Here is a 21,549-nt window from a genome sequence, read left to right as displayed (position 1 = left end):
TGCTGTCCCGGCTTACAATCATTGTTTCCATTTCAATACCACTATGGCCATACGCCTGATCGTCGGTCTCGGCAACCCGGGACCCGAGTACGAACAAACCCGTCACAACGCCGGCTTCTGGCTGGTCGACAACCTGGCCAACGGGATTGCTCGCTGCAATCTTGTACGTGAAACGCGATTCAATGCGCTCGCCGCCAGGGCTGCCATCAATGGCCAGGATATCTGGTTGCTGGAACCGCAAACCTTCATGAACCGTTCCGGACTATCGGTCGGCGCACTCGCGCGTTTTTACAAAATTGCCGTCGAGGAAGTGCTGGTCGTGCATGATGAACTCGATCTGTCACCGGGCGCCGCGCGCCTGAAAAAAGGCGGCTCCTCCGGTGGCCATAACGGACTCAAGGACATTACCGCCGCGCTCGGCGCGCAAGATTACTGGCGCTTGCGCATCGGTATCGGCCATCCGCGCACGCTGGGCTCGCAACAGCCGGTGGCCGACTATGTGCTGCACAGGCCGCGCAAGGAAGAACAACCTTTGCTGGACGACGCGATCGCAAAGAGCATCGATATCATCCCGATGCTGTGTGACGGCAAATTCGATGCCGCAACCATGCGACTGCATACTGCCCAATGAGCATGGGCAGCGACGGCGTGCTGACCATACAGGCCGGTCCGGCAGCACTCGACCACCTGCGCCGTCACGGCTTGCGCGCTGGTGACGTGGCCGCCATTGCAGGCGCTGCCGGCGGCCCCAAGGGATTGATCCTGCAAGCGATCGATCAGTTTCTCTTTGGCGAGTGGCTGCCACAAGCACCGCGCCAGCGCACGCTGATCGGTGCATCGATCGGTGCGTGGCGTATGGCTGCTGCGTGCCATGCAGATCCGGCGTCCGCATTCCAGCGGCTCGGCGACTTGTATTGCGAACAGCGCTATCCGCGCAAGCCGTCACCACAACTGGTCAGCGAGGTCTGCATCAGGATTTTGCAGGACTTTGTCGGCGGTCACGAAAACGAGATCGTCGACCATCCGCAGCACAAGCTCAACATTCTGGTCTCGCGCGGTCGCGGGTTGTTGCAGCAGCCCACGCGCAGCGCACAAACAGTGGCCGGATTTGCGACTGCGACACTGGCCAACCTCGCCTCGCGCAAGCTGCTCGCGCGCCATCTTGACCGCGTTATTTTCAGCGCACAACCGACGCCGTGGCTAGCAACACCATTCGATGCCTTCGATACCCGCTTTGCCCCGCTGCAGCAGGACAATCTCGCCACCGCATTACTGGCATCGGGCACGCTGCCCTTCATCATGCCGCCTGTCACGGCGATTCCGCATGCGCCTCCCGGGACCTACTGGGATGGCGGCTTGATCGACTACCACCTGGCGCTGCCGTATGCGCGTCTCGCAGGGCAACCGGAAGGCGGCCTGGTGCTGTACCCGCATTTCACGAACCATCTGGTGCCGGGCTGGCTCGACAAGCCATTGTGCTGGCGCCGGGCCGGTCGTGGCACGCACCGTCACTGGCTCGATAACGTGATCCTGATCAGCCCGTCACAACGCTTCCTGCAGGCACTCCCGCGCCAGAAGCTGCCCGATCGCAGCGACTTCATGCACCACGGGCTGGATCATGCTGCCCGCATCGCAGACTGGCGCACGGCGATCCGCGCGGGTCAGCGACTGCGTGATGCACTCGCGGCGTTTATCGCGCGGCCAGATCCGGCGCTGGTCATGCCGCTGTAATTGCGGCGACACCGCCACGCTACGGTAAAATAGCGCTCTGAATTTTTTCTTTGGCAAAGCACACATCATGAGTCTCAAATGCGGCATCGTCGGTCTCCCGAACGTCGGCAAATCCACCCTCTTCAACGCGCTGACGAAGGCCGGTATCCCGGCCGAAAATTATCCCTTCTGCACCATCGAACCTAACGTCGGCATGGTCGAAGTACCGGACCCGCGCATGGATGCGCTGTCGGAGATCGTCAAGCCGCAACGGATGGTGCCGACCACCGTTGAATTCGTCGACATCGCCGGCCTGGTCGCAGGCGCCTCGAAGGGCGAAGGCTTGGGCAATCAATTCCTCGCGCACATCCGCGAAACCGATGCCATCGTCAATGTGGTGCGCTGCTTTGAAGATGACAACGTGATCCACGTCGCAGGCCGCATCAATCCGCTCGACGATATCGAAGTGATCCAGACCGAGCTGGCGCTGGCGGACATGTCTGCCGTCGAAAAGGCGATCCATCGCGAGAGCAAGAAAGCCCGTTCCGGCGACAAGGATGCCGCCAAGCTGGTGGCAATTCTGGAACGCATCATGCCGCAACTGGACCTGGCGTTGCCGGTGCGTGCGATGGGGCTCGATGCCGAAGAAATGGCGCTGATCAAGCCGCTGTGCCTGATTACGGCGAAGCCTGCCATGTATGTCGGCAATGTCTCGGACAGCGGCTTCACGAACAATCCGTTGCTCGATCAGTTGAATGACTACGCAAAAAAACAGAACGCGCCCGTAGTGGCGATTTGCGCCTCGATCGAATCCGAAATTTCTGACCTGGACGACGCCGACAAGACCGAATTCCTCGCCGACATGGGCATGGCGGAACCCGGCCTGGATCGGCTGATCCGTGCGGCGTACACATTGCTGGGCCTGCAGACGTATTTCACGGCGGGGGTCAAGGAAGTACGGGCATGGACCATCCATGTCGGTGATACCGCGCCGCAGGCAGCCGGCGTGATTCATACCGACTTCGAGCGCGGCTTTATCCGCGCCCAGACGATCGCGTACGACGATTTCATTACTTTCAAGGGTGAAGCGGGCGCGAAGGATGCCGGCAAGATGCGCGCTGAAGGCAAAGAGTACGTGGTCAAGGATGGCGACGTGCTGAACTTCCTGTTCAATGTCTAGATGCGTGCCGTGATCCCTGCCTGGCGAATGTCGGCACGGTCTTGAAAAATCCCGCTTTGTCGCGGGATTTTTTTATGCGCCGGGAGGTACCGCAGCGACCTCCGGCATCAACGCTGCCTGGCCTAGCTGTTGCAAACAGGCCGATGCGAGCGGTGACAGGCTGCTGGTCGCATCCGCGCGTAGCAGTTGATGCGCTTCCAGTAATTGCACCTTGCTCAGAAAATCGCCGCTAGACAGGATGCGCCCCATCGGTGACATGCTGGCCAGGTTGTACTTGCTGCCCTGCTCTTCGATGGCCGTCGTGATCGCCTCTGAAAACTGCCATTCCCTTGCGATACTGCACGAGAAGTTGCGGGCGTGTTCGATCAGCGTGTTGCAAAAGCTGGCGGAACCCAACGTGGTATCGCCTTCCGCAACCTGATCCAGGACCCGCAAGGAAGTGATCAGCCCAACATTCTGGATCAGCCCGGCCAGGAACGCCTCGAACGCATTGACATGCTCATGTTCGGCCAATAGCCGGTTTGCGAGTGCGCATTGCTCTGATTGTTGCCAGAGTCGCGGCGCGATGCTGCGTGTGAAATGGCCGGATTTCAGATCGATGATCGGCTTGAACGCCACACCACTGATCAGTTGTCGCAACCCGCTCTGACCGAGAACCAGCACCGCATGCTCGATGCTGGTCATGGCTTCCTTGACCCCGTGCGATGTATGGTTGGCTAGCCGTAGCACCTCCGCCACCAGGACGACATCATGCGAAATCATGCGCGCCAGCGCCGCACCCGAAAAGGTGTCCGAACGCAGGCTTTGCAGCAATTGCGGAAGAACACCGGGCAGACGACGCACCAAATTGCTACCGGACTGGGGTGATTCAACAATACGACCGAGTTCTTCCAGCACTCTTTTTTCTGCTGGCGTAACGAAAATCCCGGCCTCATCATTGGCATCGAATAGCCAGTGCGTAAAATCAGCAGTGACTTCGTTGCGTTGCATCCAGGAGATACCGTAGGCGTTGACGACACCTGTGTCGGCGTCGGTTTTGTTTTCGACCACGGAAACGGTCACGTCCACAGCAGGAGGAACGACCATATCGCCGCTGCCAGAAATGGCCCTGCCCTGCGAGCTAAAAAAACTGCGCAACCATGTGAGCATAAAGAAACTTTTCGACGAGACCGGATTGAAAGTTTGGATCAAGACAACAGACATGCTGGTCTGATCATACCTTCATGCCCTGCCAGAACAAGCCGAATTTCAGGTCTGTGTTGTTGCCTTGAAAACCGCTGACGCCGAACCAGACAGAGAACGGGCAGGTACGAGGAACACTATCGCTATATGATGACCGCGCTGCGCGCTCGGCAGAACCCGCGTGAGCGTAGATCCCCATCATGTCGCACCCACATTAAATGGCTTCACCATGCAACTCGTCACCTCCCAGGTACGCTATGTCCTTCTTCATCCAGGCCGGTTTGCGCTGCAAAGCCTGCGCGCATTCCGCGCGAATCAAGGATTGTTGCTGGCCGGTGCGGTTGCTTATTACGCCTTATTGTCGATCGTCCCATTGCTGATCCTGACGGTCATTGCACTATCGCATCTGGTAAATCAGGCAGAACTGCTGGCCACGCTGGGCCGCTATCTGGAATGGCTGGTACCGGGGCAATCGGGCGCTATCGTTGGCGAATTGGCGCAGTTTCTGGAACACCGGGATGTCGTTGGCTGGGTCCTGCTGGGGACCATGCTTTTTTTCAGTTCGCTGGCATTCACGGTGCTGGAAAATGCGATGTCGGTGATTTTCGTGCACCGGGTGGCAATCCGGCGTCGTCACTTCCTGGTCTCTGCGATGCTGCCGTATTGCTACATCCTGTTCCTCGGCATCGGATTGTTACTGGTGACGCTGGTGTCGGGCACGTTGCAGGCACTCGGAGAAGAGAGCGTGGAATTTCTCGGCTATCAATGGTCGCTGCACGGCGTGTCGGGATTGCTGCTGTATCTGCTGGGAGTCGCGGGTGAAATCCTGGTGCTGACGTCGATCTATTTCGTCATGCCGGTTGGCCGCCTGTCATGGCGACATGCACTCATAGGCGGTATCACGGCGACGGTGCTGTGGGAACTGACGCGCCATGTCTTGCTCTGGTACTTCTCGACCTTGTCTCAGGTCAGCCTGGTGTATGGCTCGCTGACCACGGCGATCATCGTCTTGCTAAGCCTCGAAATTGCCGCCACCTTCCTGCTGTTTGGCGGCCAGGTAATCTCCGAATTCGAGCGGATTGGTCAGTCAGGGCAACCAACGGATGCGTCAATACACACGATCAAATAGCAACCACTAGTAGATATTCGGCATTACAAAAGATAGTATCCAAGAAGGAAGTATTTGCCTGATAACATCATGCCAATGTTTATTTAACTACTTTTACTGCCTGATCGGAACCGCCAAGAATGCCCAACAAGCTGGTCACTGAAAACATGCAATTGCGTGACCGCCTGGTGCAGCTTCTGGAACAGGCGAAGCGTAACCAGCAGATCATGCGCCGACATCAGGAATTCGATCTGAAATTCATTGCCGCCAATGGATTGCGCGAATTGGTCGACAGCATTTTCGATACCTTGTCCGAATCATCCCAGCTGGATGTGGTCACGCTTTGCCTGAGCGATGCCGACTACGATATTCGTCGCATCATGGCCGATTTGGCGATCGATCAATCCGAATTCCCAAACCTGTTGTTCAGTGATCGCGAGGCCGATCTGGGATTGTCGCTGGTGGCACTGAAAAGTCCCTTTCTGGGCAAGTTCAATTCAGCAAAATACGGGGCGCTCTTTCCGGAACAGGTGCTGACGCCGGTCAGCATGGCGATCGTGCCTCTGATGCGCCAGGGACGCCTGATAGGCTTCCTCAGTCTGGGCAGTCTGCATGACAGCCGGTTTTCGAACGGCATGGCGACCGACTTCATTGAACACCTCGGATCGATCATCGCCATTTGCCTCGAAAACGTGATCAACAATGAACGCCTGAAACGTATCGGCCTGACCGATTCGCTGACCGGCGTGAACAACCGCCGTTATCTGGAACTGCGTTTGCGGGAGGAAATCGGTCGCACCCGGCGGCAGGAATTTTCATTGTCGTGCCTGTATATCGACATCGATCATTTCAAGAAAATCAACGACAGCGTCGGCCATCAGGGCGGCGACGAGGTCCTGCAACAGGTCGCGGCGCGCATCAAGGCCGAATTACGGCTCAGCGATGCGCTCGGACGGTTCGGTGGAGAGGAGTTCGTGGTACTGCTGATCGATGCGCCACTGACCCATGCGCTGGCGGTTGCAGAGCGGATACGCGCCAGTATCGCGGACCAGCCAGTCGTGCTGTCTAACGAGGAAGAGCTGCGTGCGACCGTGTCGATAGGCGCTGCCGAACTGAATGCGACCGAACCCGCCCGTTCGATTGAAAAAATCGCCAGTGAACTGATTGCCCGCGCCGATGCAGCGCTATACCAGGCCAAGGAAGGCGGCCGCAATCAGGTGATCGGCAACGTGGCCGCGAAGGCCGGGTAGCTTACAGAAATCAAGCAGATTTTTTTGCGTGTTGCAGTCGGTCGAATTTCAGCAGGAGCTCGTCCTTGCTTTCTCGCCAGGCAGGGTCAAACGGAATACAACTGACCGGACAAACTTGCTGACATTGCGGTTCATCGTAGTGTCCGACGCATTCGGTGCACTTGGCCGGATTGATCTCGTAGATTTCCGGCCCGAGGAAAATCGCGTCGTTCGGGCATTCCGGCTCGCACACGTCGCAATTGATGCATTCGTCGGTAATCAGCAATGCCATGGTACGGACTCCGTTATTCCTGCCCTGCTGCGATTTTTTCCTTGAGCCATTTTTCAACTGACGGAAAAACAAATTTCGACACGTCACCGCCAAGAATGGCGATCTCGCGCACGATGGTGCCGGAGATGAATTGGTACTGATCGGACGGTGTCAGAAACAGAGTCTCTACTTCCGGCAACAGGTACCGGTTCATGCCCGCCATCTGGAATTCATATTCGAAGTCCGATACTGCCCGCAATCCGCGCACGATGACGCGTGCGTCATGCCGGCGCACGAAATCTTTCAGCAAGCCGGAAAAGCTTTCTACGATCACGTTCGGATAGTGACCCAGTACTTCATTGGCAATCGTCAAACGTTCTTCGAGATCGAAAAACGGTCGTTTGTTCTTGCTGTCTGCGACGCCAACAATCAGCTTCCCGAAGAGTCCGGAAGCACGTCGCACCAGATCTTCATGACCCCGCGTGAGTGGATCAAATGTACCTGGATATATGGCGGTGACCATCGTAGCTCCCTGGAGTGTCACTTATTTTGGAAACCGCATTATGCCTCAATTTCCGGGCGATTCTGGCGCTGCAGCAAATGGAAAAAAACCATGCCGGCGTGATCGGCACGGACCACTTGCCAGCCGTTGAGCCACTCGGGCAAATTCTCGTTGTCGAGTGCCTGACCGGCTTCGAGATAGACCAATCCGCCATCGGCCAGCAAATCCGCGCATAAGGGCAACATCGCCGGCAATAATTCTGCATGGAACGGCGGGTCCAGAAAGATCACCTGGAACAGGTCGGCCGGGCCGGTCAGGCGACGTTGCAAACCCTGCGCCATCGTACGGGCATCGCCGCGCAGGATAGTGATCTGACCCGCGTGTAATTTATCCCGGCTCGCTTCAAGCTGGCGCACCACGGCTTGGTTTTCTTCAACCAGCAGCACCCGTGCGGCACCGCGACTGGCGGCTTCAAAACCGAGTGCGCCGGTACCGGCAAACAGATCAAGGCACGCCACGCCAGTCCATTGACCATCCAGCAAATGCGTCAGCCAGTTAAAGACCGTCTCGCGCACGCGATCCGGGGTCGGGCGCAGACCTGCGGAGTCCAGCACCGGCAGTGGCGTGCGTTTCCAGTCGCCGCCAATGATGCGTACCTGATGGGCCAATACGGGTCGTTGACGCGGCTTGGGAGCGGGTTTTTGGGTCGGCTTTTTTGGCATGGCTATCTTATGGAGAGGTTCGGTACGCCAGTTCATGCCGCGGCGTCATCGGATCGGGAGTATAGCGAGTTTTAACCATCGATCCTGCGCTGCGCAGCAGATTCGGCGGTTACATGCTCTGTTAGAATGGCGCTCGACGTTGTTTTGCGTGCGCAGCCGTTCTGCGAAGCCCCTACACCCAACTTGCGATGTTCAGCTTTTTCAAAAAAAACCCCAAACCAGAACTTGATTCCGTCCCCGAAATCGCCGCGCCAGTCGTCGAAGCGCCGATAGAGGAGGATGCTCCCGTTGCCCTTCCCGCCATTGCGCCGGCAGAAGCAAAACGCTCGTGGCTGGCGCGTCTCAAAAGTGGTCTGTCGAAGACGTCCTCCAACCTGACTACCCTGTTCATTGGTGCACGCATCGATGACGATCTTTACGAGGAACTCGAAGCCGCATTGCTAATGGCCGATACCGGCGTCGACGCCACCCAGTTCCTGCTCACCGAACTAAAACGCTGCGTCAAGGATCAGAAACTGACCGAGGCTGCGCAAGTGAAATCAGCGCTGCGTCAATTGATGATCAAGCTGCTGGAGCCGCTGCAAAAACCGCTTGAACTCGGCCGTCATCAACCGATGGTGATGATGATTACCGGTGTCAACGGTGCCGGCAAAACCACCACGATCGGCAAGCTGGCCAAGCACCTTCAGGCGCATAGACAATCGGTCTTGCTGGCTGCGGGCGATACGTTTCGTGCGGCGGCACGCGAGCAATTGACGATCTGGGGCGAGCGCAACAATGTCTCGGTCATCGCCCAGGAATCGGGAGACCCCGCGGCAGTCGCGTTTGATGCCGTGCATTCCGCCAGCGCCAAGGGAATCAATGTGGTGATGGTGGATACCGCCGGCCGTTTGCCTACGCAATTGCACCTGATGGAAGAGCTGAAGAAGATCAAGCGCGTGACGGCCAAGGCCATGGCCGATGCGCCGCACGAAATCCTGCTGATCATCGATGGCAACACCGGACAGAATGCGTTGATGCAGGTGAAGGCATTTGACGATGCCCTCGGTTTGACCGGCCTGGTCGTGACCAAGCTGGACGGCACCGCCAAGGGAGGCGTTCTTGCCGCGATTGCCAGAACGCGGCCAATACCGGTGTACTTCATCGGCGTTGGTGAACAGATCGAAGACCTGCAACCGTTCAATGCTGAAGAATTTGTCACCGCCCTGCTGGGTGACGCGAGTGACTGATCGATTGGCACATGCATTGCAAACCCAAGCCCACACCGACGCCTACTGACCGATGATCGAATTCCAGCACGTCACGAAACGCTATGCACGCGAAGCCACCGCCCTGGCCGATATCTCACTGGAGATCGCCGATGGGGAAATGGTTTTTCTGGCGGGCCCATCCGGCGCCGGCAAGTCAACGCTGCTGAAGCTGATTGCGGCGATCGAACGTCCGACGGCCGGCGCTGTGCGCGTGAATGGTCAGGATGTCGGCAAGCTCAACCGCTCCGGTTTGCCGTATCTGCGACGCAATCTTGGATTGATCCTGCAGCAACAACGCCTGTTGCAGGACCGCACCGTACTGGCCAACGTGATGCTGCCACTGCTGGTCTGCGGCGCCTCCGGCAGCGATGCGGAGCGACGTGCGCGCGCCGCGCTGGATCGGGTCGGGCTGCTCGACAAAGCACTGGCGGCGCCACTGTCGTTGTCTGGTGGTGAACAACAGCGCGTGGCTATCGCCCGCGCCATCGTGAATCGTCCAAAAATTATCCTGGCGGACGAACCGACTGCGAATCTGGATCGCGAGAGCGCCAATCTGGTTCTTGATGCACTCAGGTCATTCCACGGTGCCGGTGTGACGTGTGTGGTCTCCAGCCATGACGAACAGATTCTTGGTGCGGCCGGTCGGGTGATTTATTTGAAACACGGCCAATTGACCGACCATTGGCCGTCTGGGGCGAGCGCATGAACACCTGGCTGCGTCACCATTTTTTTGCGTTGCACCAGGCCTTCCGGAATGCCATCAGTGCGCCAGTGAGCTTTTTACTCAATGCACTGGTGATTGCCATTGCATTCGCCCTGCCGTTGACCGGACTGACGGTTCTCGAGAACTTGCGACCATTGTCCGCAGAACTGGTCGTCGAGCCTGAAATCAGCGTGTTCCTGGACATGACGTTTTCGCGCAGCGACGCGCTGTCACTCGGACAGGGCATTAAGAAAATCCTGGTGGAGAACAAGCGACCAGGAAAAATCGAATTTCTGCCGCGCGAAAAGGCACTTGACCTTCTCAAGCAAAAGTCAGGGCTATCCGAAGCACTGGCGATACTCGGCGCGAATCCACTCCCGGACGGCTACCTGATCAAACTGCCGCGCTTCGAGAGTGCTGCCGAAGCGACCGCAGTCGATACCATTGCTGCCAGCCTGCAAGCGCTGCCAGGCGTCGAACATGTTCAAGTGGACTCTGCCTGGATCAAACGTTTGTCGGCGCTGGTGCATTTGCTGACTGTGGTGTTGCTGATTCTGGCCACTACGCTGGGAATTGTCGTGGTTACCGTGGTGTTCAATACGATACGCCTGCAGGTCCTGACGCAGCGTGAAGAGATCATGGTGTCGCAACTGGTTGGTGCCACCGACGCCTTCATTTACCGTCCCTTTTACTACACAGGTGCACTGCTGGGCGTGTGCGCTGCCGGACTTGCAACCGTTTTGGTGGCACTGGCTCTGCGTCCGATCAACACAGCTGTCGCTGAATTTGCTCGTCTGTACGCATCGGAATTCCGGCTTGTGCCGCTCGATTCCATGGCCACGGTACTGTTCCTGATACTGGGCGCGTTACTGGGATTCGCCGGCGCAGTGCTCTCCGTCTCTCGCCACCTGGCATCTGCCTCGGATCACTGATCCGTTAGTATCATTAATCATGCAACCTTCCCGGTTGCCCGGACTCCAAGTACTTTCGCGCGAACCTGATCAGCGATCAGTCACTAGCAGTCTCTGCTCATAGTGAATACCTATGTGGAACTTCAACGATGGCCATTAGCACTCATTTAGCGAGAGTGCTAATATGGTTGCCGTCACTGGCCGGATCGTTTTACCCACCGGCCCATTCCTATACGGAAGCAAGGAGAAATAATGGAAGCATCTGCTACAAAAACTGCAATGGTCCCTCCGGGCAACGCCTTGGCGCTTGGTTTCACCGGCACGCTGGGCAACATCGATTCCTATATTTCCGCTGTCAACCGTCTCCCGATGCTGACGCACGAAGAAGAGATGTCACTGGCGCGACGTTTGCGGGATCAGAACGATCTCGGCGCTGCGCAAGGTATGGTGCTATCGCACCTGCGTCTGGTCGTGTCGATTGCCCGTGGTTACCTGGGTTATGGCTTGCCGCACGCCGACTTGATCCAAGAGGGCAACATTGGCCTCATGAAGGCCGTGAAGCGCTTCGATCCGGATCAAGGTGTACGACTGGTGTCGTATGCAATGCACTGGATCAAGGCCGAGATGCATGAATACATCCTGAAGAACTGGCGCCTGGTGAAGGTCGCCACGACCAAGGCGCAGCGCAAATTGTTTTTCAATTTGCGCAGCCACAAAGTCGGTCTCGATTCGATGACGCCAGCACAGGTGGATGCATTGGCACTGGTACTCAACGTCAAACGCGAAGAAGTCGTTGAAATGGAAACGCGGCTGTCAGGCCGTGACATCGCACTGGAAGCGCCAACCGATGACGAAGACGACAAATTTGCACCGATTGCCTATTTGTCCTCCGACCGCAACGAGCCAACCAACGTGCTGGAGGCATTGCAATACGACAGGTTACAGAGCGAAGGCTTGTCACAGGCACTGGGCAAACTGGATGACCGCTCGCGCCGGATCGTTGAATCGCGATGGTTGGCCAATGATGATGGATCAGGTGCGACGCTGCATGAACTGGCAAAAGAGTTTGGCGTCTCTGCCGAACGTATTCGCCAGATCGAGGTGGTTGCGTTGAAAAAAATGAAGGGAACGTTGACGGCGTTCGAATAATGTAGCGGGCTGTTCTCGCAATAAAAAAGGCGCTTTGACGAGCGCCTTTTTTTATTCGCGACCCGCTATTTCAGGGTGCTTCCAGCAGCAGTTTCAGATCATGCGCGATCGGTGCTGCACCCTGACCGTGACGCACGAACAAACGTACACGGCCTTGCGCATCAAATACATAACTGCCGGCGGTATGGTCGATGGTGTAGCTGTCGGCCGATTTGCCAGGCACTTTCTGAAAAAATATCTTGAAGTCCTTCGCGACTTTTTCGGTTGCCGCCTTGTCACCGTACAAGCCCAGAAAACGTGGGTCAAAAGCGGGCACGTATTTGGATAGCAAGGCTTGCGTGTCGCGCTCCGGATCGAGTGTCACGAACAGCACCTGCACCTTGTCCGCCAGCGGCCCCAGCTCTTTCATGACGGCAGCCATTTCAGCCATCGTGGTCGGGCACACGTCAGGACACTGCGTGTAACCGAAAAAAATCAGCACGGCCTTGCCCTTGAAGTCGGCGATCGTGCGCGGCTTGCCGTTGTGGTCCGTCAACGCAAAATCTTTCGCGTACTCGAGACCGGTGACATCGGTGTTCTTGAACTGACTGGTAACCGGCGAAAACTTCATATCGCCGCCGCTGGTGGTCGATGCTGGCTCGCAGCCTGCGACTGTAGCCAGCGCAAGAACTAACAAAAGTGATTGAATGAGGCGCATGGGATTCAGATTTTAAAGTAATGGTCGACCAGCAGCGCAGCAAACAACAGCGCCAGGTACAGGATGGAGTACGCAAACATCTTGCGCGAAATCTGGTCGGTGTAGTGGCGATAGACCTGCCATGCGTACCACATGAAGACGATGTCGAGCAGTATCACGCTGACCAGATAGATCAATCCGCTCATGTTCACCGCATACGGCAGGAAGGTGGTTGCGACCAAGGCAATTGTGTACAACCAGATATGGAATTGGGTAAATACCATGCCGTGCGTGATCGGCAGCATCGGCAAGCCCGACTTCGCATAATCATCACGACGATACAGCGCGAGCGACCAGAAATGCGGCGGCGTCCAGATAAAAATGATCAATACCAGTATCCATGCCTGCATCGGTACATCATTGGCAATCGCAGCCCAGCCTAGCGCTGGTGGCATCGCACCGGCCAGTCCGCCGATGACGATGTTTTGCGGTGTCGCCGGTTTCAGGATGATCGTGTAAATGATGGCGTAACCGACAAAGGTGGCGAACGTCAGCCACATGGTCAGCGGATTGACAAAGTGATACAGCACCCAGGTTCCGATCCCGCCAATGACGCCCGAAAATAGTAAGGTCTGCGGCACCGTGATGTCGCCACGCGCCATCGGTCGACGTGCCGTACGCGCCATGCGCGAATCGATCTCGCGTTCGACCAGGCAATTGACCGCAAATGCGGCGCCGGCCAGCAACCAGATACCGATGGTGGCGGGAACAGCGATGCGCCAGTCTGGCAACTCCGGAGTCGCCAGGAACATGCCGATGACGGCACAGAACACCGCGAGTTGGGTCACACGCGGCTTGGTCAGCGCCCAGTACTGGGCAAAACGGTTCGGCAGGGAAGAGGTCAGCGTGGTCATTCGGTCAGGGTCAGTACGCCGTGGGCGGTCGGGCAATGGAAGCTGGCGCACCGTGGGGTGCGAGACGGGTCTTGTAGTTTAACATGGTGAGTATCAGCACCAGCAGTGCCGCACCCGCGTTATGCAGAACCGCGATCGCCAGCGGCCAGTTAAAGTAGACCGTCGCCAATCCGGTGCAGAGCTGCACGGCCAGAGCGGCAAGCAGGCAGCGACCCACAACCTGCATCCCGCTAATCTTCATGGCGCGAAGTGCCAGCCATCCGAGCACTGCCGCGACCACAAAAGCGAAGCTGCGGTGAACGTAATGAATCGCTGTCAAGGCAGGAAACGGCAGGTACTCGCCGTCGGCTGTCATACCCAGTTTGCGCCATAGCGTGAAGCCATTTTCAAAGTCCATCTGTGGCAGCCAGACGCCATGGCACGTCGGAAAATCAGTGCACGCCAGCGCGGCATAATTGGTACTCACCCAGCCACCCAGCGCAAGCTGAACGAACAGCAACAGCGCCCCCAGTAACGCCGGCCCACGCAGCGAGACTGCCGTCGGCGATAACGCAGGATGTTCGCGCTGACGGACATGTAGCCAGGTCAGCATCGCCAGCAATCCGAGGCCGAGCAACAGGTGGCAAGTCACGATGATCGGCTGCAGTTTCATGGTGACCGTGAATGCGCCGAACGCCCCCTGCAAACAGACGAACAGAAAAAGTAGCGTCGGCATGGCCGGTGCGAAACGCGCATGCCGTCGTGCCGACTTGATCCAGCGCAGCCACGCAATTACCATCAACGAGACGATGAGCACGCCAACACCCATCGCCAGATAACGATGGATCATTTCGATCCACGCCTTGAATACGGTAACGGGCCCGGTGGGCATGGCGCTTTGTGCAGCGCTGATATGTTCGTGTGCCTGAAACGGATTCGCATGGCCGTAGCAGCCGGGCCAGTCAGGGCAACCCAGGCCCGAATCGGTCAGCCGCGTAAAGCCACCAAAGATGATCAGGTCAAACGTCAGAAACAACGTCACTGCGGCCAGCTTGCGATATTTGTTGGCATCGGAGGATACCCACACCATGGTCAGCGGCAGTATCGCGGCCAGTAGGCCCATGATGCCCAGTTGAATCAGCATCGCGGGCTAACCAATACTGGAAGCTTTGAGCAGCTTGCCGAGATCTTTTTTGATCAGGTTCGGATCGCGATCTTTCGGGAAACGCATCATCAGGCGACCAAGCGGATCGATCAGATAAATGTGATCTGCGGCGTTGCCGCCCGCCTCCACTGGCAGCCAGCGGGCCACCGCTGCGGCATCCACCCGCAACAAGCGGGTGCCGTCAAATTCGCGCATCAGCAAGGTGTCCAGGGGAGCTTTGTCCGTAATTAGCCAGACGCGCTCGACACGGTCACGCTCACGTCCCTGAGTCAGGCGCAATTGGCGCATGTCGTACAGCTTCTTGCTGCAAGGTTCTGCGCAGGCGCCGCCATCGACTTGCAACATGATCCATTTGCCTTCGTACTCTTTCAAGGCAACTGGCTTGCCATCGAGCGCCGTCGAATTCAGGTCGGCCGGTATCGGATGCACCATGTAGTCGATAAAGTCACCGTAATTGGTGCGTGCTTGCGGCTTGATCACGTAATACGTGAAGTAGGACGCAATCAGCGGAAACGCGCAGACCGCGAATACGGCAAACAGTTTCCAGCGGCCTGACGATTGCTGCGCCTGTTGCGGGGTGATGGCAGCGGGAGATAATTTATTTTGCTTCACGTCGAAATCCTGTCACTACAAAAAAGATAAATGCCATCAAGGCCAGTGCGTACCATTGAAATGCGTAACCACGATGCATGTCGATGCCACTCGATGGCTTCGGCCAGTCGCGCACCAAACCCTCTTGCTGGTCATTCGGGCTTGCTGCCTGTTCAATCAGGATAGGCTGCAGTGTCATGCCGGATGCCTGCGCGAACTCCGCCAGATCCAGGTTCTGCACCATGGCGCCACGCGTTAGCGGTGCCGGGCTACCCAACTGCATTACATGACCGGATCGACGGCGCGCGATTCCGCTGATGTCGACGTCACCGGCGGGCGTCTGAAACGGATAAATTTTACTGCGATTTGCAATATTCAGCGGAATCCAGCCGCGCTCGATCAGGACATGCAGCGAGCTGCCGTCGATTTTGAAAGGCATCACCACATACGCGCCCGGACGTCCGTTGTACGGTCGATTATCGAGATAGACCGGCCAGTCCGCAACAAAATGACCGCGCACGTTGACGCGGCGATATTCGGCGTCTTCAGGCTTGACGAGGTTCTCTCCAAGCACGAGAGCAGGGGCTGCTGCGCGCGCTGCGAGACTGGTCTCGATCTGCTGCTTTGCGAGTGCCCGTTGCGTCTGCCATTGCCCTAGCACAATGCCTAGCAACACCAGAAGGGAAGCAGCAACGAAGGGAATGAGGCGGAAGTGGAATCGGATTCGCATTACAATCAACTTTTAACACAGGCCACGAATTGCTGCTTCGCATGTACTGCGTCGGGGCGGCACACGGCAAGACAGCACCATGAAAATCCTCATCGCCATCGGTTTCATCCTGATACTTGGCAGCCTCGGCTCGGCATTCGTCTTTCTGATGAGAGACAAGGGCAAGACCAACCGCACCGTATATGCACTCGCCATGCGCGTCGGATTTTCCATCCTGATGTTCGGACTGCTGCTAGTGTCATACCGGATGGGCTGGATACAGCCGACTGGCTTGCACTAGACTGCACACCCAGTAAAAAAGCCGCACCGAGGTGCGGCTTTTTTTGCCAGATCGGCGAGGCGAACGCGTTACAGCCAGTACACCACGACGTACAAGCCCAGCCAGACCACGTCGACAAAGTGCCAATACCAGGCAGCGCCTTCGAAGCCAAAGTGCTGCTCCGCAGTGAAGTGTCCCTTCAGAACACGATACAGGATGACGGACAGCATGATTGCGCCTAGCGTCACATGGAATCCGTGGAATCCGGTCAGCATGAAGAACGTTGAACCGTAAATGCCAGATGTCAGCTTCAGGTTCAGTTCCGAGTAAGCATGCATGTACTCATACACCTGGAAGCCCATGAACGTCGCGCCGAGCATGATGGTAGCGAACAACCAGGCCGCCGTCTGCATGCGATGTCCGGCACGCATGGCGTGGTGGGAGATCGTCAGGGTCACGCCGGATAACAGCAGCAATGCGGTGTTAATGGTCGGGATCGGAAACGGACCCATCGACGTAAATGGCTCGACTGTTCCGGCAGGTCCGATGCTGCCCCACTGACCGGCGAAGTCCGGCCACAGCACCTTGTGGTCCAGGTCCGACAGCCACGGCATCGTGATGCTGCGTGCATAAAACAAGGCGCCAAAGAAACCGGCGAAAAACATCACTTCAGAAAAAATGAACCACGCCATGCTCCAGCGATACGAGACATCGATGCGGGCACTGTATTTGCCGCCTTCGGACTCGGCAATCGAATCACCGAACCAGCGATACAGCACAAAGATCACTGCCAGCAGACCCGCCATGTTCAGCGGCATGCCCCACGAGGTGCCATTGACCCAGCCGGATGCACCGAGCATCGTAACGAGCAATGCTGCTCCTGCCATCACTGGCCACCGGGAAGGGCCCGGTATGAAATAACTTGACGCGCCAGCTTGTTGAGCACTCATTCACATCTCCTGAACCAAATTTAAATAATAACTTTTGACAGTACCAGCTTCACGATGAGGATCAGTATCGTAATCAGGATCAATGCGCCGAGCACGCCGGCAATGACCACATGAATCGGATTCAGGTTTTCCACATCATGGGCAGAGTCCTTGCCTTTCCTGACACCGAAAAAAGACCAGAACACAGCCTTCATCGTGGCAAAAAAAGACATCTTCCGCTTTACTACGTTGTTCGTATCCTGCTTGCTGTGCTGCATTACTGCGACCGCCTTCCTATTGACTTACCGCCTTTGCTGTCGGCAAGCCCACTTCAAAAAACGTATAGGACAACGTGATTGTCGTCACGTTCTTCGGCAGGGCCGGATCAACATAAAACGACACCGGCATTTGCCGCGCTTCGTTCGGCCCCAGCGTTTGTTGCTTGAAACAAAAGCATTCCAGCTTTTTGAAGTAGGACGCCGCTTCCTGCGGCGCATAACTCGGTATCGCTTGCGCATTGATGGCGCGGGACTGCTTGTTCACGACTTCATAAACAACATTGGCCAATTCGCCAGGATGTACACGCAGGCTACTGATGGTTGGACGAAAGCGCCACGGGCCCTGCGCATTTCCGTCAAATTCCACCGTGACGTAGCGCGACGTGTCGATCTGCGTATTACGTACTGCGCTTGCCGCACTTGATTCCTGGGTGCTCAGCACATTCGAGCCTGTCAGTTCACAAATACGCTTGTACAACGGCACCAGCGAATACCCAAACCCGAACATCAGTATCGCGATCAACAGCAACTTGCCGAGCATTTGCCCATTGATTTTTTTCGCGTACCGACGATAGCTCTCGTCGGTTTCATCGGATTCTTGCGTCACTTCAACCGAACCATACGTGCTTGACCACGACACCGATAAAGAACATCACTGCAATCGATGCCAGCACCAGTGCAGTACGCAGGTTGTTTTGTTTTTTTGGATTCGCCATAAACTCAATGAAAGGCGGGACGATGCCCGCCTGTCTTCTTTACTTGAAGATTGGTGCAACTTCAAACGTATGGAAAGGCGCCGGACTTGGCACTGTCCACTCCAGACCTTCTGCACCGTCCCATGGCTTGGCCAGGGCTTTTTCACCGCCGCGGATCGATGGCAACACGACCGCAAACAGGAAGTACAGTTGCGAGGCAGCAAAGCCTGCTGCACCGATCGACGCCAGCATGTTGAAGTCGGTGAACTGCGCAGGATAGTCAGCGATGCGACGCGGCATACCCGCCAATCCCAGGAAGTGCATTGGGAAGAACGTGATGTTGAAGGTGATCAGCGATGCCCAGAAATGAAACTTGCCGCGTGATTCCTTGTACATGTAGCCCGTCCACTTTGGACCCCAGTAATAGAAACCGGCAAAAAGGGCAAACAGTGAACCGGCAACCAGCACGTAGTGGAAGTGGGCAACCACGTAATACGTGTCATGGACCGCGATGTCGATCGGTGTGACGGCCAGAATCAGACCGGTGAAACCACCCAGCGTGAACACGAAGATGAAGCCAATCGCGAACAGCATCGGGGTTTCGAAAGACATCGATCCGCGCCACATCGTGGCGATCCAGTTAAAGATTTTCACGCCGGTTGGAACGGCAATCAGCATCGTTGCGTACATGAAGAACAGCTGACCGGTTACCGGCATGCCGGACGTGAACATGTGGTGCGCCCAGACCATGAAGGACAGGATGGCGATCGATGCCGTTGCATACACCATCGATGCATACCCGAACAACTGCTTGCGGGCGAATGTAGGAATGATCTGCGAGATGATGCCGAACGCCGGCAAAATCATGATGTACACCTCAGGGTGACCAAAGAACCAGAAGATATGCTGGTACATGACCGGGTCACCGCCACCGGCGGCATTAAAGAACGACGTACCGAAGTGACGATCGGTCAGTGTCATCGTGATCGCACCGGCCAGCACTGGCATGACGGCGATCAGCAGGTAAGCCGTAATCAGCCAGGTCCAGCAAAACATTGGCATCTTCATCAATGTCATGCCGGGAGCGCGCATGTTCAAAATCGTGGTGATGATATTGATCGAGCCCATGATCGATGAGGCACCCATGATGTGGATCGCGAAAATCGCCATATCCATGCCAGGTCCCATCTGGGTCGACAGCGGTGCGTATAGCGTCCAGCCTGCAGCGACTGCACCGCCGGGAACCAGGAACGATCCCATCAGCAGCAACGCAGCCACTGGCAGCAGCCAGAAACTGAAGTTGTTCATCCGTGCAAACGCCATGTCGGCGGCACCGATCTGCAATGGAATCATCCAGTTTGCAAAGCCGACGAAGGCCGGCATGATCGCACCGAACACCATCACCAGGCCGTGCATCGTGGTCATCTGGTTAAAGAATTCCGGCTGGACAAATTGCAGGCCAGGCTGGAACAGTTCGGCACGAATGACCAGCGCCATGACGCCGCCGGACAGGAACATGATGAACGAGAACCACAGGTACAGACTGCCGATGTCCTTGTGATTGGTTGCGTATAACCAGCGGCGCCAGCCGTGCGGATGATCGTCGTGGCCGTGCTCGTCGTGAACGTCGCCGTGTGCGTGATCGATTGTGGTAGTGCTCATCTCAATCTCCTGAAGTCAATTACTTGCGTGCAGCCAGAACCTGGGCTGGTTGAACGATATTTTCGGCAGCCTTGTTCGACCAGCTGTTTCGGGTGTAGGTGATTACTGCAGCGATATCAGTGTCGGACAGCACGGCTTTCCAGGCTGGCATCGCATTCTTGCCATTCAACAAAATGTTGACCTGACCTGCCGTTGGACCGTTCACAACCACTGAACCGTCCAGCGCCGGGAACGCACCAGCAACGCCTTTGCCGGTGGCCTGGTGGCAAGCTACACAGTTGGCGCTATAGACTTTTTCGCCGCGCTGCTTGAGCTCGTCAACCGTATAGACTTTGTTTGGATCATCTGCTTTCGATGCCATTTCTTTTTTCTTGCCATCGACCCAGACCTTGTAGTCCGCATCGGAAACAACTTTCACGACGATAGGCATGTAGGCATGCTCTTTGCCGCACAATTTGTCGCACTGACCGCGGTAAGTGCCCAGTTTTTCGGCCCTGAACCAGGCGTCACGCACAAAGCCGGGAATCGCATCCTGTTGTACGCCAAAGATTGGCATGCCCCAGGCATGAATCACGTCATTGGCTGTGGTGATGATGCGGATCTTGCGACCCATCGGTACGACCATTTCATTGTCGACTTCGAGCAAATACGTATTGCTTCGCGCCTCAGTCGGTGCCAGGCCCGGCGCACCGATCTGGCTACGCGGGGTCGACAGGTTCGACAGGAACGCAATGCCCTCGCCTTCGCCCTTGAGGTAGTCGTAACCCCACTTCCACTGCATGCCAGTCGCCTTGATGGTGATATCGGCATTCGAGGTGTCTTTCATCGCGACGACGGTACGGGTTGCCGGCAGCGCCATGGCAATCACGATCACGAACGGAACGATGGTCCATGCGATTTCAACGGCAGTACTTTCGTGGAAGGTTGCTGACTTGTGACCCAGCGACTTGCGGTGCTTGAGGATGGAATAGAACATCACGCCGAAAACGGCCACGAAGATCACCAGACAAATGATCAGCATGAACGTATGGAGAGAGTAGATCTGTTCGGCGATCTTGGTGACCCCTGGATGGAGATTGAGCTGCCGGACTGCAGGACCGCCAGGAATATCCTGGACTTCCGCTGCAGCAGCCAGACCGCTTACCGCCATGGAGGCTGCAAACATCATCGATTGAAGGCGCTTCACTTGTTTCATGTTTTCCTCAACAACCCAATTTAATAATTCTGTAGTACGGGCGTTCACAACCTGGAACGATAATCACTGACTGGACGTGCAACACCTGATGCCAGTGCCTGTCGCAATTCCTGCGCAAAAGCACGGCGCCTGGTATGGGTCAGAAACCGGCCAACTTCGACTTGCTTTCCGCGCCCCTTGAGCCGCACGAGACTATCCGGGCGCGACGGGGCATCGACTTTCAATGCATCGACATCGAAACTGAAATGCCGACTTGTATCTGACTCGATCAGCTCCACATACAAAAAGCCTTCAAGCAATCTGATGCACTCCCTGTCGCAAGCGTGCCGTGCATAGTACAAAAAAGCTGCACCGACCGCAGTAAGCTCGACGAACGAAAAGATCAACACGTACCAGGCACCGTGGAACGTAAAAAAACCGGCGAGAAGCAGCGAGACTACGCACAGGCTGGCGTAAAACTTTGCCAGCTGGCCCGGTGTTATCGAGCAATTGCGCTTCAGCACCCATTCAAGCTTATCCACCATACCCACCGTGCGAGCAACAGTTCGATGATTGCACT

Annotated in this window: 26 protein-coding genes; 10 read left to right on the top strand and 16 right to left on the bottom strand. The window is 56.6% G+C overall.

The window, feature by feature from the left end; all coding sequences use genetic code 11:
• Window positions 1-43 precede the first annotated feature (43 nt).
• The 3 genes from pth (at window position 44) to ychF (ending at window position 2,890) form a co-directional block, all read left to right on the top strand.
• A complete protein-coding gene (pth, locus tag ABD720_RS10220) occupies window positions 44-631 on the top strand; it encodes an aminoacyl-tRNA hydrolase (RefSeq protein ID WP_344763178.1) in 588 nt (195 codons plus the stop codon).
• On the top strand, window positions 628-1,731 hold the full coding sequence (locus tag ABD720_RS10215; protein WP_344763177.1) for a patatin-like phospholipase family protein: 1,104 nt from the start codon (window positions 628-630) through the stop codon (window positions 1,729-1,731). The genes pth and ABD720_RS10215 overlap by 4 nt, the downstream gene beginning before the upstream one ends.
• 67 nt (window positions 1,732-1,798) lie before the next feature.
• Entirely contained in the window at window positions 1,799-2,890 is a 1,092-nt protein-coding gene (ychF, locus tag ABD720_RS10210; RefSeq protein WP_344763176.1) for a redox-regulated ATPase YchF, read from the top strand.
• Window positions 2,891-2,962: 72 nt separating this feature from the next.
• On the opposite strand, the gene ABD720_RS10205 is transcribed toward ychF, so the two are convergent.
• Complete coding sequence (locus ABD720_RS10205; RefSeq protein WP_344763175.1) at window positions 2,963-3,976, bottom strand: HDOD domain-containing protein; 1,014 nt, start codon at window positions 3,974-3,976, stop codon at window positions 2,963-2,965.
• 325 nt (window positions 3,977-4,301) lie between these two features.
• Here ABD720_RS10205 and ABD720_RS10200 point away from each other — a divergent pair, with 325 nt between their 5' ends.
• Window positions 4,302-5,201 carry a YihY/virulence factor BrkB family protein gene (locus ABD720_RS10200; RefSeq protein ID WP_344763174.1) on the top strand — a complete coding sequence of 300 codons (900 nt, stop codon included), beginning with the start codon at window positions 4,302-4,304 and terminating at the stop codon, window positions 5,199-5,201.
• 119 nt (window positions 5,202-5,320) lie between these two features.
• Window positions 5,321-6,430, top strand: coding sequence for a GGDEF domain-containing protein (locus ABD720_RS10195; RefSeq protein WP_344763173.1), 1,110 nt, complete (start codon window positions 5,321-5,323; stop codon window positions 6,428-6,430).
• 10 nt (window positions 6,431-6,440) lie between these two features.
• Here ABD720_RS10195 and ABD720_RS10190 read toward each other — a convergent pair whose 3' ends face one another.
• Genes ABD720_RS10190 through rsmD form a run of 3 tightly spaced genes read right to left on the bottom strand, consistent with a single transcriptional unit; the run spans window position 6,441 to window position 7,904 of the window.
• Window positions 6,441-6,701, bottom strand: a complete 261-nt coding sequence (locus tag ABD720_RS10190) for a YfhL family 4Fe-4S dicluster ferredoxin (protein ID WP_344763172.1) — start codon at window positions 6,699-6,701, stop codon at window positions 6,441-6,443.
• A 13-nt stretch (window positions 6,702-6,714) separates the two neighbouring features.
• On the bottom strand, window positions 6,715-7,203 hold the full coding sequence (gene coaD, locus ABD720_RS10185) for a pantetheine-phosphate adenylyltransferase (RefSeq protein ID WP_344763171.1): 489 nt from the start codon (window positions 7,201-7,203) through the stop codon (window positions 6,715-6,717).
• A gap of 38 nt (window positions 7,204-7,241) precedes the next feature.
• A complete protein-coding gene (gene rsmD, locus ABD720_RS10180; RefSeq protein WP_344763170.1) occupies window positions 7,242-7,904 on the bottom strand; it encodes a 16S rRNA (guanine(966)-N(2))-methyltransferase RsmD in 663 nt (220 codons plus the stop codon).
• A 188-nt stretch (window positions 7,905-8,092) separates the two neighbouring features.
• On the opposite strand from rsmD, the gene ftsY reads away from it, so the two are divergent.
• The 4 genes from ftsY to rpoH all read left to right on the top strand — a co-directional run bounded on the left by ftsY (window position 8,093) and on the right by rpoH (window position 11,917).
• Entirely contained in the window at window positions 8,093-9,133 is a 1,041-nt protein-coding gene (gene ftsY / locus ABD720_RS10175; RefSeq protein ID WP_344763169.1) for a signal recognition particle-docking protein FtsY, read from the top strand.
• Between the two features lie 52 nt (window positions 9,134-9,185).
• Window positions 9,186-9,860: a cell division ATP-binding protein FtsE gene (locus tag ABD720_RS10170; protein ID WP_344763168.1), complete on the top strand. Its 675-nt coding sequence runs from the start codon at window positions 9,186-9,188 to the stop codon at window positions 9,858-9,860.
• Window positions 9,857-10,789, top strand: coding sequence for a cell division protein FtsX (locus ABD720_RS10165; RefSeq protein WP_344763167.1), 933 nt, complete (start codon window positions 9,857-9,859; stop codon window positions 10,787-10,789). Before ABD720_RS10170 ends, ABD720_RS10165 begins: the two co-directional genes overlap by 4 nt.
• A gap of 231 nt (window positions 10,790-11,020) precedes the next feature.
• Window positions 11,021-11,917, top strand: a complete 897-nt coding sequence (gene rpoH / locus ABD720_RS10160) for an RNA polymerase sigma factor RpoH (RefSeq protein WP_344763166.1) — start codon at window positions 11,021-11,023, stop codon at window positions 11,915-11,917.
• Window positions 11,918-11,987: 70 nt separating this feature from the next.
• Here rpoH and ABD720_RS10155 read toward each other — a convergent pair whose 3' ends face one another.
• The 5 genes from ABD720_RS10155 to ABD720_RS10135 are packed head-to-tail and all read right to left on the bottom strand — an operon-like array spanning window position 11,988 to window position 15,972.
• Window positions 11,988-12,614, bottom strand: coding sequence for an SCO family protein (locus tag ABD720_RS10155; protein WP_344763165.1), 627 nt, complete (start codon window positions 12,612-12,614; stop codon window positions 11,988-11,990).
• Between the two features lie 5 nt (window positions 12,615-12,619).
• On the bottom strand, window positions 12,620-13,507 hold the full coding sequence (gene cyoE, locus ABD720_RS10150) for a heme o synthase (protein ID WP_344763164.1): 888 nt from the start codon (window positions 13,505-13,507) through the stop codon (window positions 12,620-12,622).
• Between the two features lie 10 nt (window positions 13,508-13,517).
• Window positions 13,518-14,630 carry a COX15/CtaA family protein gene (locus ABD720_RS10145; protein ID WP_344763163.1) on the bottom strand — a complete coding sequence of 371 codons (1,113 nt, stop codon included), beginning with the start codon at window positions 14,628-14,630 and terminating at the stop codon, window positions 13,518-13,520.
• Between the two features lie 6 nt (window positions 14,631-14,636).
• The gene (locus ABD720_RS10140; protein WP_344763162.1) at window positions 14,637-15,263 is read right to left on the bottom strand and encodes an SCO family protein; all 627 of its coding nucleotides are present in this window, start codon (window positions 15,261-15,263) and stop codon (window positions 14,637-14,639) included.
• Complete coding sequence (locus ABD720_RS10135; protein ID WP_344763161.1) at window positions 15,250-15,972, bottom strand: SURF1 family protein; 723 nt, start codon at window positions 15,970-15,972, stop codon at window positions 15,250-15,252. Before ABD720_RS10135 ends, ABD720_RS10140 begins: the two co-directional genes overlap by 14 nt.
• A 79-nt stretch (window positions 15,973-16,051) precedes the next feature.
• Here ABD720_RS10135 and ABD720_RS10130 point away from each other — a divergent pair, with 79 nt between their 5' ends.
• Entirely contained in the window at window positions 16,052-16,252 is a 201-nt protein-coding gene (locus tag ABD720_RS10130) for a twin transmembrane helix small protein (protein ID WP_344763159.1), read from the top strand.
• A 68-nt stretch (window positions 16,253-16,320) separates the two neighbouring features.
• Here the strand turns inward: ABD720_RS10130 and ABD720_RS10125 are convergent, their stop codons facing one another.
• The 7 genes from ABD720_RS10125 to ABD720_RS10095 all read right to left on the bottom strand — a co-directional run bounded on the left by ABD720_RS10125 (window position 16,321) and on the right by ABD720_RS10095 (window position 21,511).
• Window positions 16,321-17,181: a cytochrome c oxidase subunit 3 gene (locus tag ABD720_RS10125; RefSeq protein WP_344763158.1), complete on the bottom strand. Its 861-nt coding sequence runs from the start codon at window positions 17,179-17,181 to the stop codon at window positions 16,321-16,323.
• Between the two features lie 20 nt (window positions 17,182-17,201).
• On the bottom strand, window positions 17,202-17,393 hold the full coding sequence (locus ABD720_RS10120) for a DUF2970 domain-containing protein (protein WP_344763157.1): 192 nt from the start codon (window positions 17,391-17,393) through the stop codon (window positions 17,202-17,204).
• A 61-nt stretch (window positions 17,394-17,454) separates the two neighbouring features.
• Window positions 17,455-18,045 carry a cytochrome c oxidase assembly protein gene (locus tag ABD720_RS10115; RefSeq protein ID WP_344763156.1) on the bottom strand — a complete coding sequence of 197 codons (591 nt, stop codon included), beginning with the start codon at window positions 18,043-18,045 and terminating at the stop codon, window positions 17,455-17,457.
• Window position 18,046: 1 nt separating this feature from the next.
• Window positions 18,047-18,154 carry a cytochrome oxidase small assembly protein gene (locus tag ABD720_RS10110; RefSeq protein WP_344763155.1) on the bottom strand — a complete coding sequence of 36 codons (108 nt, stop codon included), beginning with the start codon at window positions 18,152-18,154 and terminating at the stop codon, window positions 18,047-18,049.
• 39 nt (window positions 18,155-18,193) lie between these two features.
• A complete protein-coding gene (ctaD, locus tag ABD720_RS10105; RefSeq protein WP_344763154.1) occupies window positions 18,194-19,795 on the bottom strand; it encodes a cytochrome c oxidase subunit I in 1,602 nt (533 codons plus the stop codon).
• 19 nt (window positions 19,796-19,814) lie between these two features.
• On the bottom strand, window positions 19,815-20,990 hold the full coding sequence (gene coxB / locus ABD720_RS10100) for a cytochrome c oxidase subunit II (RefSeq protein ID WP_344763153.1): 1,176 nt from the start codon (window positions 20,988-20,990) through the stop codon (window positions 19,815-19,817).
• 44 nt (window positions 20,991-21,034) lie between these two features.
• Window positions 21,035-21,511: a DUF2244 domain-containing protein gene (locus tag ABD720_RS10095; RefSeq protein ID WP_344763152.1), complete on the bottom strand. Its 477-nt coding sequence runs from the start codon at window positions 21,509-21,511 to the stop codon at window positions 21,035-21,037.
• Window positions 21,512-21,549 lie beyond the last annotated feature (38 nt).

The sequence above is a fragment of the Actimicrobium antarcticum genome (assembly GCF_039536745.1).
GTDB classification, from domain to species: domain Bacteria; phylum Pseudomonadota; class Gammaproteobacteria; order Burkholderiales; family Burkholderiaceae_D; genus Actimicrobium; species Actimicrobium antarcticum.
The sequence above is the reverse complement of the archived record's forward strand: the minus strand, read 5'-3'. Positions and strand labels throughout refer to the sequence as shown.